The following is a 14724-nucleotide window of genomic DNA, read 5'->3' on the forward strand; positions in this document are numbered from 1 at the left end:
CATGACCAAATCAGCCAACCTTATCGAAACTATCCGCCAAGAGATCATCGCGGCGGCCAAACAACTCACAGCGCCAAAGGAATTGACCAAATGGGCAGGCGAACGGGGCATCCTGTACATTCACGTCAGCGCGGCAACAGGGGCGTCACTGGACGGTTGCCGGGCGAAGTTTCAATGGCATCGGTCAAGCACCACAGAGGCGCAAATCGCCGCAATGTCGATCCCATTGACGCCTGAGAACTTCAGGGGCCGATCTGCCGAATGGGAGACAGAGGCCCCAACCAGATACATCATGCGCCGCATGGCCGAGGCGCTGGACACCGCGCCCGATCCGGCTCCTCAGAAGGGTCTGGTGGAAATGTGCTACGAGGACATCTTGCAGCGGGATTCTGACGTTGGCGGGTTCCAGCACTATCAGGAACGTCTGGACGCGGGTGGCGAAGGCAACAGCACGCTTGATCTTGTGCGCGATATTTACCTGTCACCTGAGGCCGTGGCGTTGCGAGAACAGGGCCCGGCGAAATGACCCTCGACTACAAGACGCCGGCTGATTGGTCCGCGCCTGCGGGCGGGATCAAATACCGGCTGACACAGCCTATAGATTGGGGCGTAGGAACGCCTCTGTCGGGGCTTCGCATCAAGATCGAACCGGGGCAGACGTTTGACGTGTCTGTCCCACGTGGCCTGCGTTGGCTGATTGACCCTCATAATCCCAAATACCGAATAGCTGGCCTGATCCACGACGAGCTGCTGCACGTCCACCACTGGACGCGGATGCGGGCAGGGGGCGAGTTCCACGACGCGTTGCGGGCAGGGGGGGCTGGGCCTTTCGCTGCAATCTGCATGTGGCTGGCCGTGTCGGTGTTCAAGTACCCGATTCAGCAGGCGAAATTTAGAAGCGCAATCGCGCATGAAACGGGTGAAGGAAGTAGCCAGAAATGACTAAGAATGAAGCGATTGAACCGCCTGAGCATTGGGCCGATTTACCTTCGGACGTTCGTAGCGCAATGATTGACCAAGCCAAAGACCGGCTGTTCTGGAAGAACGCCTTTTCCAGACTGGGCCGGTTCAGTAAATTGGCGCAGGCGCTCTTGATCATCATTACGGCTATCGCGGCTTTTCGATCCGGCATGGCTGACTGGATACTGGGGGCGAAAAAGTGAAACGCTTGCTTTCCAAAGCACTGAACTGGGTCATCCTTCCGCTGGGTTGGTTACCTATCGCCGCCTACCTTCTCTGGGGGTGGTATCAGTCTGGCACATTCGAAAATGCCCATGTGCGGCTTGTCTCCGAGCCGTACATCGACAGTCCTGACCTGAAATACATCTGGTCTGGTGACATTCTCAAATCATGCCCCATCGTTATTGATCGACAGATCATCACGAGCGAAGGCGTGGTTGTCACGCTGCAATCGTCACCGCCGTTGCCAGCGCTTTCCCCCAAGCAACTTGGGCACAGGGAGTTTCCGTTGACTGTCGAGACTCCGGCGGGGATGCCTGAGGGTCCAGCAATCTACCAAGCGACGGAGCGACCACGTTGCAATTGGATGCAGCGGATAAGCCCGCCCCGCATTCCGTACCCGCCGGTGCATTTCACCGTCACCCACTAACCCACACCACTTTTTGAAACACTTGCCGCCTTTGGGCGGTTTTTTTGCATTGGATACCGCTATGAAAATGGACATCACCGTCGACTGGACCAATGTTCAGAAACGCCTTGCTCAACTTGGTTTTGATCCCGGTCCGATTGATGGGTTGAAAGGCCCCCGTACCGAAGCCGCAATTGTCGCATTTAAGCGGAGCATCGGACTTCGCCCAAGGCCATATCTTGGGCCACTTACCCGCCGCGCCCTGTTTGGTGACAAGATCGGTCAGCAGAAAGCACTGGTGCCGTGGATGGCTGAGGCAATCGCGGTGAAAGGCATTCATGAGGTTCGCGACCTTCCCCGCCTTGCGCGATGGATTGATGCATCGTTTGGTCGTCATGATTGGCGTTCGATTGCGTGGTGCGGTGCATTCGTAGGTAACAGTTTCCTGCAATGGGATGAATCCATTGATTTGCCTGGCAATCCATTGGGCGCGCGCAATTGGCTGAAATTCGGTGCGGAGTGCGGGCCTCAGTACGGGGCCGTCATGGTGTTCTGGCGGGGCAGTCCAAGAGGCTGGAAGGGCCACGTTGGATTCTACTGGGGCGAAGATCGGACCCACTACCATATTCTGGGCGGCAACCAGTCAAATACGGTCAACGTTGCGCGGATTTCTAAGAAGCGTTTCTTGGGCGCGCGCTGGCATCCGGCCATCAAGCAAACCAAACGCCGAGTGCTGCTCAATGCCAATGGTGTGCCAGTCACAACAAACGAGGCCTGAACCATGTTGAAACTATTTGGCCGCTACGTGATCGGCGGTAGATCCGGTAAACGAGAACAGGCGTGGGCGTTGTTTGTTCTCTGGGCCGTTGCTTTCGGCTGGATGATGCATCGGGAAGTGCAGGGGGTCGACCTACCCAATACGACGTCGGTTCTATCTCTGGCTCTGCCGCTGGTCGTCGCCAATCTTGCCATTGCACACGGCATGGAATGGACCAGCACGCAGAGTAAGTGGGCACCGCCAGATAACTATGGTGATGTCGAATGATAGCTTTCATCGTCGGAACGATGTTCAAAAACCGGTTCACTTCTGGCCTTTCTGCCGTCGCGATTCTGGGTGTCCTTTTGTTCGGTTGGCACACGCTGGATAAGACCAGCGCCGTGCGAAGTGCCGTTGTCGGATACGTCGCCAAGGCCGAACTGAGCGCCGCACAGGCAGAACTTCAGGAAATCAAGCGGCAACAGGCGGCGGCTGACGCAGCTGCGAAACAATTTGCGCGGCGGATCGTCGAGGTTGAGGCCGATATGGCAGCGCGAGAACAGGAGATCGTGGATTATGAAACACAAAATCCCAACCGGGGCGGCGTTGTTGGTCGCAATATCTTTGGTCGGCTGCGGGGAAACTAGCCCGCTTGCCAGCCTCAAGCAGGCGTCTGAGCGCAAGGGGCGTGTGGCGGTGGGTGTGAAGTTGCCGGATTTGCCGCCAACCTGCCGCGAGAAGCGCCGTAGTGGCGTCGCCTTGGGGGACAGGGCGGATACAGCCCTGTTGCGCACAGACGCGGCGCTTTCTTGGCATCACGCGCAAACAGACAGTTGCGCGGGGTGGTATGACGATCTGAAAGCCGGCTTGGCGGTTGGCGCACAATAACCATACGACGCCCCCCCCGTTTGGCGGGGGTGACGGTGCTACTAACACCGACACCACGCAGCTACGTTTTCACACAGGCTGCGGTCCTTTATGTTGATGCCGCTCGGATAATTACTAAGGGGCCTGAGTAGATTGGCTGAAATGATAGCGGACATCGATGAGGACCATCTACGTATTCTAGCATTGGGGCCTATATACCTAACTAGCCATAAAAAGCAAAAGCCCCAAGGGCTTGCGCCAATGGGGCCTCACAGCACTGACCTGAAACTTGCTTTCGCTTCATCGGCCAGTGGCCCTTGGTAGGGTCTTAACGCGGATGCCGAAGCAGCGCCGCCACACTGGTAAGATAGTCGCGGACTGCGATTATGTCAAAGGGGGAAGCCCCAAACCAGCTAGAACACAGTTGCTAATTTGACGTAAATGTATGCTGGATAAAGGGTTAAGTTGATATTGTCGCACCCCCTGCGCATTCTTTCCCAGACGCAAAAGGTCAAGCCGATGAAAGCCGACTGCACATATCATGTCGCATTTCGCCCAACGCGGTTGATTGCCCCAGTTTCTAGGCATCTGGAAAGGTATTTCGAACCTGTAGTGGTATGCCTGAACCGCCTCAGGTTCCGTTGTGCTCAATGGGACTACTGTGCAAAGGCCTGACCTAGCTTCAATCGGCGGGGACATGACAACACATAGCCTGCGCTTAACCATTTCCGGCACCTTGAAGCCTTGGTCAAAGTTAGCGCATACGATAGCCCCCCGAGGAGGGTGGTAGGAAATAGCCAAATTGCTGCTCGTTTCTTTTTACATGTCGTCCAATTGCATTTCAATCGTATCCCCATAGCGAGGGTATGCGCGATCCAGCGCCCGCATGAAGCCCTCCCATGAAGACGATGCCCTCATAAGAGCGATCACGCCTGATATGTGCTCTTTTAGCTGTGGATGACCGTATTCAGGATTGAACCATTGATGATGTTTGGAAAGGCGTTCACCATTGCTGTTAGTTGGGTTGCGCTCTTGTAGTTCTTTTGTCAGTTCTGGGGCCAATCGGTCATACACAAAGTTGTTGGTCCAGCCGCCGATGGCACCCGGCCTTTTCGCTGAACCATCCCAATCCCAGCCCCTTAGACGATAGATCTGTTTGTAAAATTCGTCTGGGAACGTCTTTGTCCACTGCTGACGGTAATCGGATAGAAACCCCTCAAGTATGTCAGCAAGAGCGGTCTTTGCGCGCAATTCCTGATAACCGGTCGCTTCGTCTACAAGGGCGATAATACCGACTTTGGCAAAACCCCTGATTAACGCCCATGCATGCTCAACCATGTTAGCTTGCGGTAAGCCAGTTGCGCCTTGTTTTTGTGCCTCAATAATCGCGTCACAAACATCAACTAGCACTTCGGCGGGGTATCCATATCCTTGATGGCCGCTTGGGGGCTGGAACAAAATGGGCGATTTCAGCGCCGACTCTAAGTCGCTGTCAATAAACGGTTTAAGCCACTTTTGGGACGCAAAACGGGGTATTTCGGCGCCAGTGTTAGAAGGCTCTTTATCACTACGTGGACCACCACGTTTGATGCCCAAGCCTTTAAACATTCCACGCTGGCTAAGAACTCGCGTTTCATCATCCAGAACGTAGCAGTCGATTCGTACTCCGCCTATTTCAAGTGGCGTTTCTGGCGACCCCGCAAGGATATTCGCAACAGCGGGTTTCGGTGCCGGAATATCAAAGAAGGAATCTGCCACCTCGTCAAATGTGCCATCTGTGATCGGCTGTATAGTGGTTTCTGGCTTCTTAGCCATTGATCAGTTCCTTGTATGTCAGACGCTTGTTGTCCATGCGGGCGATTGTCATTTGAATGAAGTCCATCGTGCCAGCCTTGGACGTGTTGTGGTGGTATGAGTATTCGGTGATGTGGCGGTGCAGATGCTTTTCGCTCATGTAGTGATAGACGTCGATATAGCCACGCTTAAGCAGTGACCAAAAGCTTTCGATGCCGTTGGTATGGGCCATGTCACGAACATACTCGCCTGCTGAGTGACGAACTGTTTTGTGTGTGAAGCCTTTGGCCTCAAGACCGTTGTAGGCGCGGAATTCGTCTGTCATGACCTCGCCACCCTCTGGGGCGTTATCCTCTACAAAATCAACAAGCGTTGCCGCATCGTTGCGTTTGGCGGGCATGGCGCGAACCTGACCGCTTTCATCACGCATACCAACAACTGCGAACTTGCCAACTGCGCCACGGCCCGCTTTCAGCTTCTTGTCAGCGTGTTTGTTCTTTTCCTTGCCGCCCACGTAAGTTTCGTCCACCTGAACTTGGCCGTCCATCTTGTCGGAACCGCCACCCATCCAAGTTTCACGGATGCGCTGCGCAAGAAACCATGCGGTTTTCTGAGTGACGCCCAACTCGCGTGCCATCTGAGTGCTTGGGATGCCCTTGCGAGCGCTTGTGAGCATAAAGATAGCCAAAAGCCACTTTTGTAGGGGCAAGCGGCTCTCGGCCAACACTGTGCCTGTGCGAACGCTGAAATGCTTGCGGCAACCCTTGCAGCGATAGGCCATTGGCTTGTGGTCTTTGCACTCGGATACATCGACGCAACCACAGTGACCGCAAACAGGCTCGCCATTCCAGCGGCGCTTTTCGAAAAAGAGGCGGGCCGCTTCTTCGTTTGGGAATTTTTGGAAGAATTCGAATGTGCTAAGTGTATCTGACATGGTCCTAATCTCTCTTGTTGATATTAAGCTAGCCAAGGTGGCTCGTGATGTCAAGTGATTTTTGGCTAGTTAGATATATGGGTGCCAAAGCTAAGACACGACAAAAAGGAGGCGTGAAGGTCGGCTGTGCGGACTTTGTTACCCGTCAAAATTATGACATCCTCTGCAAGTACTCACGGTCTGTGTGCTAAGTTATCCGGCAATGGAGTAAACAATGACAATTAACCAAATCACTTCGTTCTTGGTGCCGATGCTAATATTCGCCGCTTTTGTGATTGTGATCATCAAGTTGTTGCGAGCAAAGAAGAAAAAGCCTGTACAAACACATCAGCCACACAGTCCAAACTCTGGAAATGACTCCGCTGCTATCGCCCGTAGCGTAATGGAAGGTCGCGGGGCTAACTTCACAGGTATGAATTTCTAAAAACCTTAGTCTGTTCGCAGCTCGATGGCGGCCGCTCAGGGCTCAAAGCCGTCATCCGACTCTTTCCGTCAAGTAGTTGGACGGGTAGGGTGCTACAAAAGGGAGTGACCGGTGTCAGTTTTATTTGATCATGAAACTTTTGATAAGACTCGGAGGGCTGTGATAATCACTGCAACTGTTGTCATGGCTCTTCATTTTGTTGAATTATGCTCTGATCATATCGATGTGTTCTCTTTGAAGATTGCGGTATCAAAGCTTGCACTCGAATTGGCTGGACGCGTTACGCTTTTCTATTTGATTGTTGTGTTCTTCTTACAAGCGGTACGCTTTCGAATCTCTGGTTTATGGGACGAACTTTCTAAGATCGACCCAGAAGATGAATTCGTCAAACTGGGTGAATTCGAACAACATGTCCGATCCAGTCTTGATGAATATATCGAAAGAAGGTTTTCCAAGTACCGAGAGCTGAATTCATGGTTAGCGTTTAGCTTGAACTTTGGCCTTCCTTTCGGAATCGGGGTTTTCGCTCTGTTGGGCTTTCACTCTGATGTCCATATCTTGTTCGGTGGGCCTATTGAGCAGAACTTGTGCAGCGGAATTCCGCACCAATGAGGTGCGACAAAAAGGAGGCAATGAAATGAACGCAGGAACATGGACGGCGGTAGCGGTAGGGATCATTGTCGCTGTACTTGTCGCCAATGGCTATTTCTCTGGCTGACAATAGAGGCGAGCGAGTGATTTCGCGTCAGTTCCGCGAAAGGCGTTCAAGCCACTCCCAGCCCTCATACTTATCGCCGGTTTGCTTGATGTGGGTATATCTCTGCAAAGAAGACCAGGATCGGTGCCCAGAAACGGCGGCAACTTGCGGAATCGTTTCGCCAATCTCGAATAGGCGCGTCACACCTTCGTGCCTGAGGTCGTGAAAACGTAGATCCTCAATCCCCAGCACCTTGCAGGTGCGGGTAAATGCAGCGCTGATCGAGCTGCTGTTGTATGGGAAAACCAACTCCCCTTGTTTTGGCATCGAGAGTGCGATTTTCAAGGCGGGACTTGGTAGATCGCACCAAACGTCATTTCCAACCTTGTCGCCCGGATGTTTCATGTCCTTGATGAATACTCTGCTGTGCTTTTGGTCTAGACCTTCCCATGACACCCTGGTGATCTCCTCTTGTCGCCGGGTGGAAAAGAGGGCGAAGCCGACAATTCGGTGCAAGGGTGCTGAATTTGGGCGGCGGTGGTGCTTGTCCTCGAATATGGTAAGGAGTGCGTCTAGCTCGTCTAGGGTAGGTCGTCGACCGCGTTTTACTCCTTTGCCTGTGATGCCAAGCCGGTTACAGACAACGAATGCGTCCTTCATTGCTTGTTGGTCCAGCGGAATACCCCAAGCTGGTCGGGCGATGGCAAATATTGCGCTAAGGTGTGACAAATAGTTCCCGACCGTCGCGGGCGTTCGTGTCGTGCCAAGGTCTTTGGCAAACTGGACGATGTCGTGACTCTTGATGTCATTGCAGGCCATTTCGGCAATGTCATATTCTCGGATTGATCGTAGAACCTGGGCTTTGGTCCGGCCTATGTCTTTGACACTTTCGGTGATATACCGATCTATCGCTGTGCTGAGCGTGCGGCCTTTGCTTTTGATGTTTGACAGGTCATCACCGGCATCGCCGATTTCCTTCATCCGTTTCTTGTACCAAGCGGCGGCGGATGCACGTTTGTCGAAGGTTCTGGATTCGCGGTGTGCCCATTTGCCATTTCGTCTGACATTGATTTGTGCGACATAGGCCGTCGAGCCATCTTTTCGTTTGCGTTCTACTATCTGGGTCATACCTGAACAACATTTTAGGTCATTTTGAACAACATGCATTGTTCAGATAGTAAAGAATAGGCAAAAATAAGGTTAAATGAGCATATAATAAGCGCTATGTGTCGGGTGAGGTTGTGGATATTAACTTAACAAAATCAAATACTTGCTGGCATTCGCGCCTGTCAATTGCACCTATGATGGACTGGACTGACCGTCATTGTCGCTATCTGCACCGGCTGCTGAGCCGCAACACGCTGCTGTATACCGAAATGGTCACGTCACCGGCTCTTGTGCGGGGCGGGGCGCTGCATTTGCTGGATCACGACGTTTCTGAACATCCTGTTGCCCTGCAATTGGGTGGTTCTGATCCGGTTGAATTGGCCAAGGCGGCCAAGCTGGGTGCGGATGCGGGCTATGACGAAATCAACCTGAATGTTGGCTGCCCTTCGGATCGAGTGCAATCGGGTTGTTTCGGCGCGGTGCTGATGGAACGCCCGGCGCTGGTGGCGGAATGCGTGGCAGAGATGCGCGCGGCAGTCGATGTTGAGGTGACGGTGAAATGCCGCATTGGCGTGGACGAACAAGACCCTGAAGAGGTGCTGCCCGAGTTTCTGGCACAGGTCATCGCAACCGGCTGTACTCGTGTTCAAATCCATGCCCGAAAGGCTTGGCTCAAAGGGCTGTCGCCCAAGGAAAACCGCGACATCCCGCCATTGGATTACCCGCTGGTGCAGCGGATGAAACAGTATTTTCCAAACCTGCATATTTCGATCAACGGTGGTATCACCTCATTGGATCAGGCGGTTGCGCTGTTGGACAGTGGGTTGGACGGGGTGATGATCGGGCGTGCGGCCTATCATCAAGCGGGCGACATCCTGAGTACAGCAGACCGGCGCATTTACGGGCAGGGCGAAGATACCACCGCCGAGGACGCGGTGCGTGCCATGCTGCCCTATATCGAGGCGCATTTGAGCGCGGGCGGCAGGTTGAACCAGATCACCCGCCATATGATGGGCCTGTTCACGGGCCGTCCGGGCGCGCGGATCTGGCGACGTATGCTGTCGGAAAACGCGTCAAAACCCGGCGCGGGGCCGGAGCTGGTGCTGGAAGCGCTGGCAAGTATTGAAACACTGGCAGAGGCGCAAGAAGCCCTGTAGCTGTCGGGAAACATTTACGGAGTCTTTCATGCCGGAAACCATGTTGTTGATCCAGATGACGCTGTTCCTGCTGGTCATCGGGGCTTTTGCAGGGGTATTGGCAGGGCTGCTCGGGGTTGGTGGTGGTATCGTGCTGGTGCCCGCTTTTTTCTATTCTTTCCATGGGCTTGGATTTGAAGGGCCACAGTTGATGCAGATGTGTTTGGCCACGTCACTGGCCACGATTGTTGTGACCTCTCTGCGTTCGGTTCTGAGCCACAACAAGAAAGGGGCCGTCGATTGGGACATCCTGCGCGGCTGGGCCCCGGGGATCGTGGTCGGGGCCGCCTTGGGCGTGCTGATGGTGGCGCAGCTGCGTTCGGACACCCTGCAAATGGTGTTTGGTGTGCTGGGGCTTACAATCGGGCTGTACCTTGGATTTGGACGTTCTGAATGGCGGCTGGGGCAGGTGATGCCGACGGGCGCGGCGCGGGCGGTCATGTCGCCGGTGCTGGGGTTTCTATCGGTGTTGCTGGGCATTGGCGGTGGCAGTTTCGGGGTGCCGGTGATGACCCTTTATAACACGCCAATGCACCGTGCCGTGGCGACCGCCGCCGGGTTCGGCATGTTGATTGCAGTGCCTGCCGTAATCGGGTTTCTGTTCGTACCGATGCAGGGCAGCGTGCCGCCTTATACCCTTGGGCTGGTGAACCTGCCGGCGTTTGGTATCATCATCGCAATGACCCTGATCACCGCTCCCATTGGGGTGAAAGTCGCCCATATGATGGACCCCAAGCCGCTCAAGCGGGTGTTTGCGGTGTTCCTGATCTTGGTTGCGTTGAACATGCTGCGCAAGGCGCTGATGTGATGCAGGGTGGTTTCGGTGTCTTTGACGCCGACCCGCGGGTGGCAGACTGGGCCAAAGCGGCGCATAAGCTTGCGTGCAAAATCTCTGCTGATCCGGTTGTTAGGGCGACAAACATGCGCCATGGCAATACGTGGTTTGTCGGGGTCGATGCCTTGCCCAATACATCGGATGGCAGCATCGCGGGCGTTCCGCTTGCCGGTCCGTGGCAGGACCATATCACAGCCCCGACCAGCTGGCATCCGGCGCAACTTTCAATCGTTTACCCCGGCTACCCCAAGCAGGATAGCGGTGAAAGTGACGCCAACCACCGCTACCGGATTGCGCGTCACGCTGCACATGTGGATGGGTTGCTGCCGATTGGCGCGGCGCGACGGCGGTTTTTGCTGGAGCCCCATGCGTTCATTTTGGGCTTGCCGTTGAACCATTCCGATGCTGCACCGCTGATGGTTTGGCCGGATAGTCATCATATCATGGGCGAGGCGTTTCGCACGATGATCGGCACGCAGGATCCGGCGACGGTCGACCTTACTGAAGGGTATCAGGCGGCGCGCCGGCAGGTGTTTGACAGCATCACACCCCAGCCTGTCATCGCCAAACCGGGGGCCGCCATTCTGATGCATCGGCATTTGTTGCACGGTGTCGCCCCTTGGAGTGCGGAAGCCACCGCACCTGCTGAAGGCCGGATGATCGCGTATTTCCGTCCGCAGTTCAGCGCCAAAAGCTGGCTGTTGGCCGACTGACAAAAAGCCGCTTTCCCCACAAAGACCTCTATGCTGCCCCATTGTTGCCATCTGCGCAACGATAGTGAACGCAACAAAAGCGGCAAAACAGGACCGAAGACAATGGCAGCAATTATGACAGGCGCAGCAGGCAATATCGCCTATTTTGATGGGGTATCCCGCCCTATGGTGAAACGCGCATTCGACTTTAACGGCATCTTTCAACGTACTGATCTGACACGCTTTGCAAGCCTCAGTGCCTTTGGTGCGAATAGCAACCACGCGCCATCAAATTTTGATTGGGCCGATTCCTGGGATGCGGGTGTTGATTTCCTTTTTAGGATCGCGGGCGCGCGTTAAGCGTTATTTTCGTGACATCCGCGCCGCACGTCCGCCGCGACGCTTGGTAATCTGACCAGTTCGCGTTGGCAGCTCCGCCATGATGGCGCGGCGTTCTTCGGATGTCATCCGTGACCAACCTCCGATCTCATCAATTGAACGCAAGCAACCGGTGCAAATCCGGGCCTCGGGATGTATCACACAGATTTTGATGCAGGGGCTTTCGATCTCGTCGCGTTTCCAGACGTCATCGCTCATTCTGCGGTATCCTCTCTGCGCAGCACCGCCAACCGGTCCAATACCCCTTGCAAGATATACCCTGCGGCCACGTGATCAATCACCTCGGCGCGACGTTTGCGTGATGTATCCGCCTCCAGCAGGGCACGTTCTGCCGCAACGGTCGATAGGCGCTCATCCCAAAAGCTAATGGGCAGGGACAGTTTCTGGTCAGCGCACAGCTTTTCGAAATTACGGGCAAAAGCGCGGGTGGACTGACACCGTGGCCCTTCGGACCCGTCCATATTGCGCGGCAAGCCAAGCACGAGCCCACCGATTTGACGCGCCGTGATGATCTCGATCAGTCGGGCCGCATCGACGCCGAATTTCTTGCGCCGGACCGTTTCCAACGGGGTTGCCACGCTTAGAAAGTTATCGCTTACCGCCACGCCGATGGTTTTTTCGCCAAGGTCCAACCCGATAAGTGCCCGCATCGGCGGCAGGGCGGCGGCGAAATCGTTCATCTCTTCAAAGATCATTCTGCGACTCCTGCCTGTGATCCGGCAGCGCGGATGATATCAAGTGCGGTTGCATCGCCCTCGAACACCTCGATTGCGTTGTTGAATACCGCAAGAGCTTGATTGGGGTTGCCCATCACGCCAAGCGATGTGATCAGCCGTGCCCAATCCTGCGGTGGCCCGCCTTCGGTGGCCAGACGGTTCGACAGGCCCTCGACCATGCCGCCAATCATCTCCATGCGTTCTTCGGTGGTCATTTCTGATGCCGCCTCGATGTCGTCCACGGAGGGACCCCGCGCCGTGCCGCCGCCAATGGTCGGCACGGTGTATTTTACCCCGGCCAGATAAGCGACCTCTTCGATTTGCGACAGGATGGGTGCAATCCATGGCGCATCTTCCGGGCCACGCCGCAACAGGGCATCCCACAGGCGGAACCCGATATCGGGCCGCCCTGACTGGACCATCATCAACCCCAGATAGTAGCGGGCACGCTCTTCGGTGTCGTCACGGGCCAGTGCGGCGCGAAAGGCGGTTTCAGCCTCGGGCGAAACATAGCCCCCCGCCGCCAGTACCAGCAGTTCGCCATAATCGGTAATGTCCTGGGCCGATGCGGCATCCCTTTTGATGCGCAGAACCTGCTGCTGCGCTGATGCCGCAGCCGTAAAATTGCCAATCCGTGCTTCGTTTTCCGCCAAAAGCGTGTTGCCTTGGATGTCCGTCGGACGCTCTGCAACCGTTGCACGCAGCTGTTCCATCAGCTGGCGGTATTGGTCGCTTACATCTGCGGGCGGTGTGAATGCGGGCAGGCTGTCCACTGCGGCCTGTTGATTGGGGCGGCTTTCGCGCATACGGTCGGCAAAGGCGATCCGGTCCGCCAGTGCCAAATCGCCATACCCTGGCTGACCCAGCGTTTTGTAAAGCGCCAGTGACCCGCCAACCATGCATAGGGCGATCAGGACAATAAGGGCCCGGGACGGTGCATTGCCAGTTGAAACCGTGCCACGCGGGCCTGCATCGGCGGCCAGAATGCGGCGCGAAATCTCGACGCGGGTGCGTTCGGCATCATCCATCCCCAAAACGCCACGTGCCACGTCTCGCTCAACATCGGCCAATTGGTCCCGATAAACACTCAGATCAAAATCTGCCGTATCGCGATCGGGCAGGCTCTGCTGGCGCAAAAGCGCGCGTCCGATCAAAGCCACGACAAGCACCGACATGGTTGCGCAGATCATCCAGAAAATCATGTCACGTCCATCATTTTGCGGGCCCTTTCCCTTGTTGTCTTGTGTCTATGCCCTGATCCCCCGCGACAAAAGGGGGCAAATGCGCCGCCCCCTGCGACAAAGGCACCGCCCTGCCACAGCTATTGCAGGGTATGTCGTAAAATTGATAGTAAATGCCGTGGCCAGTATCCTTTTTTTCGCTGATCCGGCCAGAAGAGAGGCAAGGGGGTGTTGGCGCACCCCGTCGGGCCTTTGCGCTGCTTTCAAGGATTTGTTCGCTATGAAAAAATACTCCGTTTTTGCCGTCGCACGCGAGGCCATGCGTCATCACACAGGATGGGACCGCGCGTGGCGTGATGCCCAGCCCAAGGCGAAATATGATGTCATCATCATCGGGGCAGGGGGGCACGGTTTGGCAACCGCCTATTACCTCGGCAAGAATTTCGGCATCACAAATGTTGCGATTCTTGAAAAGGGTTGGCTCGGCGGCGGCAATACAGGCCGTAACACCACCATCATCCGCTCGAATTATCTTCAGGATCCGTCAGCGGCGATTTATGAGAAATCCCGATCGCTCTACGAGACCATGTCGCAGGATCTGAACTATAATGTTATGTTCAGCCCCCGTGGTGTGATCATGCTGGCACAAACAGAACATGAGGTGCGCGGGTATAAACGTACCGCCCATGCCAACGCCTTGCAGGGGGTGCCAACCGAATGGATCACACCGCAGCGGGTGAAAGAGCTTTGCCCGATCATGAACATCGACGGGCCGCGTTATCCGGTTCTGGGCGGGCTCTGGCAAGCGCGCGGCGGCACCGCACGTCACGACGCGGTGGCATGGGGCTACGCACGGGCCTGTTCCGACATGGGCATGGATGTAATCCAGCAATGCGAAGTCACCGGTGTCAAATCCGAAGGTGGCAAGGTCACCGGGGTTTCCACCAACAAGGGTGATATCGCCTGTGACAAACTGGGCATGGTCGTGGCCGGCCATTCCGGTCACCTTGCGGATATGGCGGGTTTCCGTCTGCCTATCGAATCCGTTGCGCTACAGGCGCTGGTCTCCGAGCCGATCAAACCTGCGATGGACATTGTCGTGATGGCCAACACCGTGCATGGCTATCTGTCGCAATCAGACAAAGGCGAGATGGTCATTGGCGGCGGCACCGACGGCTATAACAACTACACCCAGCGCGGCTCTTTCCATCACATCGAGGAAACCGTGCGCGCGCTGATCGAAACCTTCCCGATGCTGTCGCGTTTGAAAATGCTGCGCCAGTGGGGCGGAATTGTGGATGTCACCGGCGACCGCTCGCCGATCCTGTCCAAAGCGCCGGTTGATGGCATCTTTATCAACTGTGGCTGGGGCACCGGCGGTTTTAAGGCCATTCCCGGGTCCGGTTGGGCCATGGCCGAGCTGATGGCCAAGGGACAGTCGCCGCTGACCGATGCCTTTGGTCTGAACCGTTTTCAGGAAGGGCGCTTTATCGACGAAAGCGTTGCGGCAGGGGTGGCGCATTGATGGGTGTTCAAC

At 55.6% G+C, this 14724-nt stretch carries 22 protein-coding genes; 15 read left to right on the plus strand and 7 right to left on the minus strand.

Annotated elements, in window-relative coordinates; translation table 11 throughout:
* Position 1: 1 nt before the first annotated feature.
* From HKX44_RS02395 to HKX44_RS02430, 8 genes are all read left to right on the plus strand, one after another.
* Positions 2–526 (plus strand): hypothetical protein, encoded by a 525-nt coding sequence (locus tag HKX44_RS02395; protein WP_276149708.1) that lies wholly within the window; start codon positions 2–4, stop codon positions 524–526.
* On the plus strand, positions 523–942 hold the full coding sequence (locus tag HKX44_RS02400) for a DUF1353 domain-containing protein (protein WP_276149709.1): 420 nt from the start codon (positions 523–525) through the stop codon (positions 940–942). The genes HKX44_RS02395 and HKX44_RS02400 overlap by 4 nt, the downstream gene beginning before the upstream one ends.
* On the plus strand, positions 939–1163 hold the full coding sequence (locus HKX44_RS02405; protein WP_276149710.1) for a hypothetical protein: 225 nt from the start codon (positions 939–941) through the stop codon (positions 1161–1163). Before HKX44_RS02400 ends, HKX44_RS02405 begins: the two co-directional genes overlap by 4 nt.
* Positions 1160–1609: a hypothetical protein gene (locus HKX44_RS02410; protein ID WP_276149711.1), complete on the plus strand. Its 450-nt coding sequence runs from the start codon at positions 1160–1162 to the stop codon at positions 1607–1609. Before HKX44_RS02405 ends, HKX44_RS02410 begins: the two co-directional genes overlap by 4 nt.
* A 61-nt stretch (positions 1610–1670) precedes the next feature.
* Positions 1671–2366 (plus strand): peptidoglycan-binding protein, encoded by a 696-nt coding sequence (locus HKX44_RS02415; protein WP_276149712.1) that lies wholly within the window; start codon positions 1671–1673, stop codon positions 2364–2366.
* A 3-nt stretch (positions 2367–2369) separates the two neighbouring features.
* Positions 2370–2633, plus strand: coding sequence for a hypothetical protein (locus tag HKX44_RS02420; RefSeq protein WP_276149713.1), 264 nt, complete (start codon positions 2370–2372; stop codon positions 2631–2633).
* The gene (locus tag HKX44_RS02425) at positions 2630–2992 is read left to right on the plus strand and encodes a hypothetical protein (protein ID WP_276149714.1); all 363 of its coding nucleotides are present in this window, start codon (positions 2630–2632) and stop codon (positions 2990–2992) included. Before HKX44_RS02420 ends, HKX44_RS02425 begins: the two co-directional genes overlap by 4 nt.
* Before the next feature lie 49 nt (positions 2993–3041).
* Complete coding sequence (locus tag HKX44_RS02430; RefSeq protein WP_276149715.1) at positions 3042–3233, plus strand: hypothetical protein; 192 nt, start codon at positions 3042–3044, stop codon at positions 3231–3233.
* A 363-nt stretch (positions 3234–3596) separates the two neighbouring features.
* On the opposite strand, the gene HKX44_RS02435 is transcribed toward HKX44_RS02430, so the two are convergent.
* The 3 genes from HKX44_RS02435 to HKX44_RS02445 are packed head-to-tail and all read right to left on the minus strand — an operon-like array spanning position 3597 to position 5940.
* Positions 3597–4013, minus strand: coding sequence for a type II toxin-antitoxin system PemK/MazF family toxin (locus HKX44_RS02435; RefSeq protein ID WP_276149716.1), 417 nt, complete (start codon positions 4011–4013; stop codon positions 3597–3599).
* Between the two features lie 18 nt (positions 4014–4031).
* Positions 4032–5027, minus strand: a complete 996-nt coding sequence (locus tag HKX44_RS02440) for a P63C domain-containing protein (protein ID WP_276149717.1) — start codon at positions 5025–5027, stop codon at positions 4032–4034.
* Positions 5020–5940: an IS1595 family transposase gene (locus HKX44_RS02445; RefSeq protein WP_276150782.1), complete on the minus strand. Its 921-nt coding sequence runs from the start codon at positions 5938–5940 to the stop codon at positions 5020–5022. Before HKX44_RS02445 ends, HKX44_RS02440 begins: the two co-directional genes overlap by 8 nt.
* Before the next feature lie 214 nt (positions 5941–6154).
* Between HKX44_RS02445 and HKX44_RS02450 the strand changes: the two genes are divergently transcribed.
* Together HKX44_RS02450 and HKX44_RS02455 are read left to right on the plus strand one after the other, a co-directional pair.
* A complete protein-coding gene (locus HKX44_RS02450; protein WP_276149718.1) occupies positions 6155–6364 on the plus strand; it encodes a hypothetical protein in 210 nt (69 codons plus the stop codon).
* 111 nt (positions 6365–6475) lie between these two features.
* On the plus strand, positions 6476–6976 hold the full coding sequence (locus HKX44_RS02455) for a hypothetical protein (protein WP_276149719.1): 501 nt from the start codon (positions 6476–6478) through the stop codon (positions 6974–6976).
* Between the two features lie 133 nt (positions 6977–7109).
* Here HKX44_RS02455 and HKX44_RS02460 read toward each other — a convergent pair whose 3' ends face one another.
* Complete coding sequence (locus HKX44_RS02460) at positions 7110–8189, minus strand: tyrosine-type recombinase/integrase (protein WP_276149720.1); 1080 nt, start codon at positions 8187–8189, stop codon at positions 7110–7112.
* Between the two features lie 119 nt (positions 8190–8308).
* On the opposite strand from HKX44_RS02460, the gene dusA reads away from it, so the two are divergent.
* The 4 genes from dusA to HKX44_RS02480 all read left to right on the plus strand — a co-directional run bounded on the left by dusA (position 8309) and on the right by HKX44_RS02480 (position 11251).
* Positions 8309–9325, plus strand: coding sequence for a tRNA dihydrouridine(20/20a) synthase DusA (gene dusA, locus HKX44_RS02465; RefSeq protein WP_346348172.1), 1017 nt, complete (start codon positions 8309–8311; stop codon positions 9323–9325).
* A gap of 28 nt (positions 9326–9353) precedes the next feature.
* Positions 9354–10172 carry a sulfite exporter TauE/SafE family protein gene (locus HKX44_RS02470; protein ID WP_276149722.1) on the plus strand — a complete coding sequence of 273 codons (819 nt, stop codon included), beginning with the start codon at positions 9354–9356 and terminating at the stop codon, positions 10170–10172.
* Positions 10172–10912, plus strand: coding sequence for a hypothetical protein (locus HKX44_RS02475; protein WP_276149723.1), 741 nt, complete (start codon positions 10172–10174; stop codon positions 10910–10912). The genes HKX44_RS02470 and HKX44_RS02475 overlap by 1 nt, the downstream gene beginning before the upstream one ends.
* Positions 10913–11014: 102 nt before the next feature.
* Positions 11015–11251, plus strand: a complete 237-nt coding sequence (locus HKX44_RS02480) for a hypothetical protein (RefSeq protein ID WP_276149724.1) — start codon at positions 11015–11017, stop codon at positions 11249–11251.
* A 3-nt stretch (positions 11252–11254) separates the two neighbouring features.
* Here the strand turns inward: HKX44_RS02480 and HKX44_RS02485 are convergent, their stop codons facing one another.
* Genes HKX44_RS02485 through ccmI form a run of 3 tightly spaced genes read right to left on the minus strand, consistent with a single transcriptional unit; the run spans position 11255 to position 13208 of the window.
* Positions 11255–11488, minus strand: coding sequence for a DUF1289 domain-containing protein (locus HKX44_RS02485; RefSeq protein ID WP_276149725.1), 234 nt, complete (start codon positions 11486–11488; stop codon positions 11255–11257).
* Positions 11485–11985: a Holliday junction resolvase RuvX gene (ruvX, locus tag HKX44_RS02490; protein WP_276149726.1), complete on the minus strand. Its 501-nt coding sequence runs from the start codon at positions 11983–11985 to the stop codon at positions 11485–11487. Before ruvX ends, HKX44_RS02485 begins: the two co-directional genes overlap by 4 nt.
* Positions 11982–13208, minus strand: a complete 1227-nt coding sequence (gene ccmI, locus HKX44_RS02495; protein WP_276149727.1) for a c-type cytochrome biogenesis protein CcmI — start codon at positions 13206–13208, stop codon at positions 11982–11984. Before ccmI ends, ruvX begins: the two co-directional genes overlap by 4 nt.
* 259 nt (positions 13209–13467) lie before the next feature.
* Between ccmI and HKX44_RS02500 the strand changes: the two genes are divergently transcribed.
* Entirely contained in the window at positions 13468–14712 is a 1245-nt protein-coding gene (locus HKX44_RS02500; RefSeq protein WP_276149728.1) for a sarcosine oxidase subunit beta family protein, read from the plus strand.
* Positions 14713–14724 lie beyond the last annotated feature (12 nt).

Origin of the sequence: Sulfitobacter sp. M05, from assembly GCF_029285175.1 — a bacterium.
GTDB lineage: Bacteria > Pseudomonadota > Alphaproteobacteria > Rhodobacterales > Rhodobacteraceae > Sulfitobacter.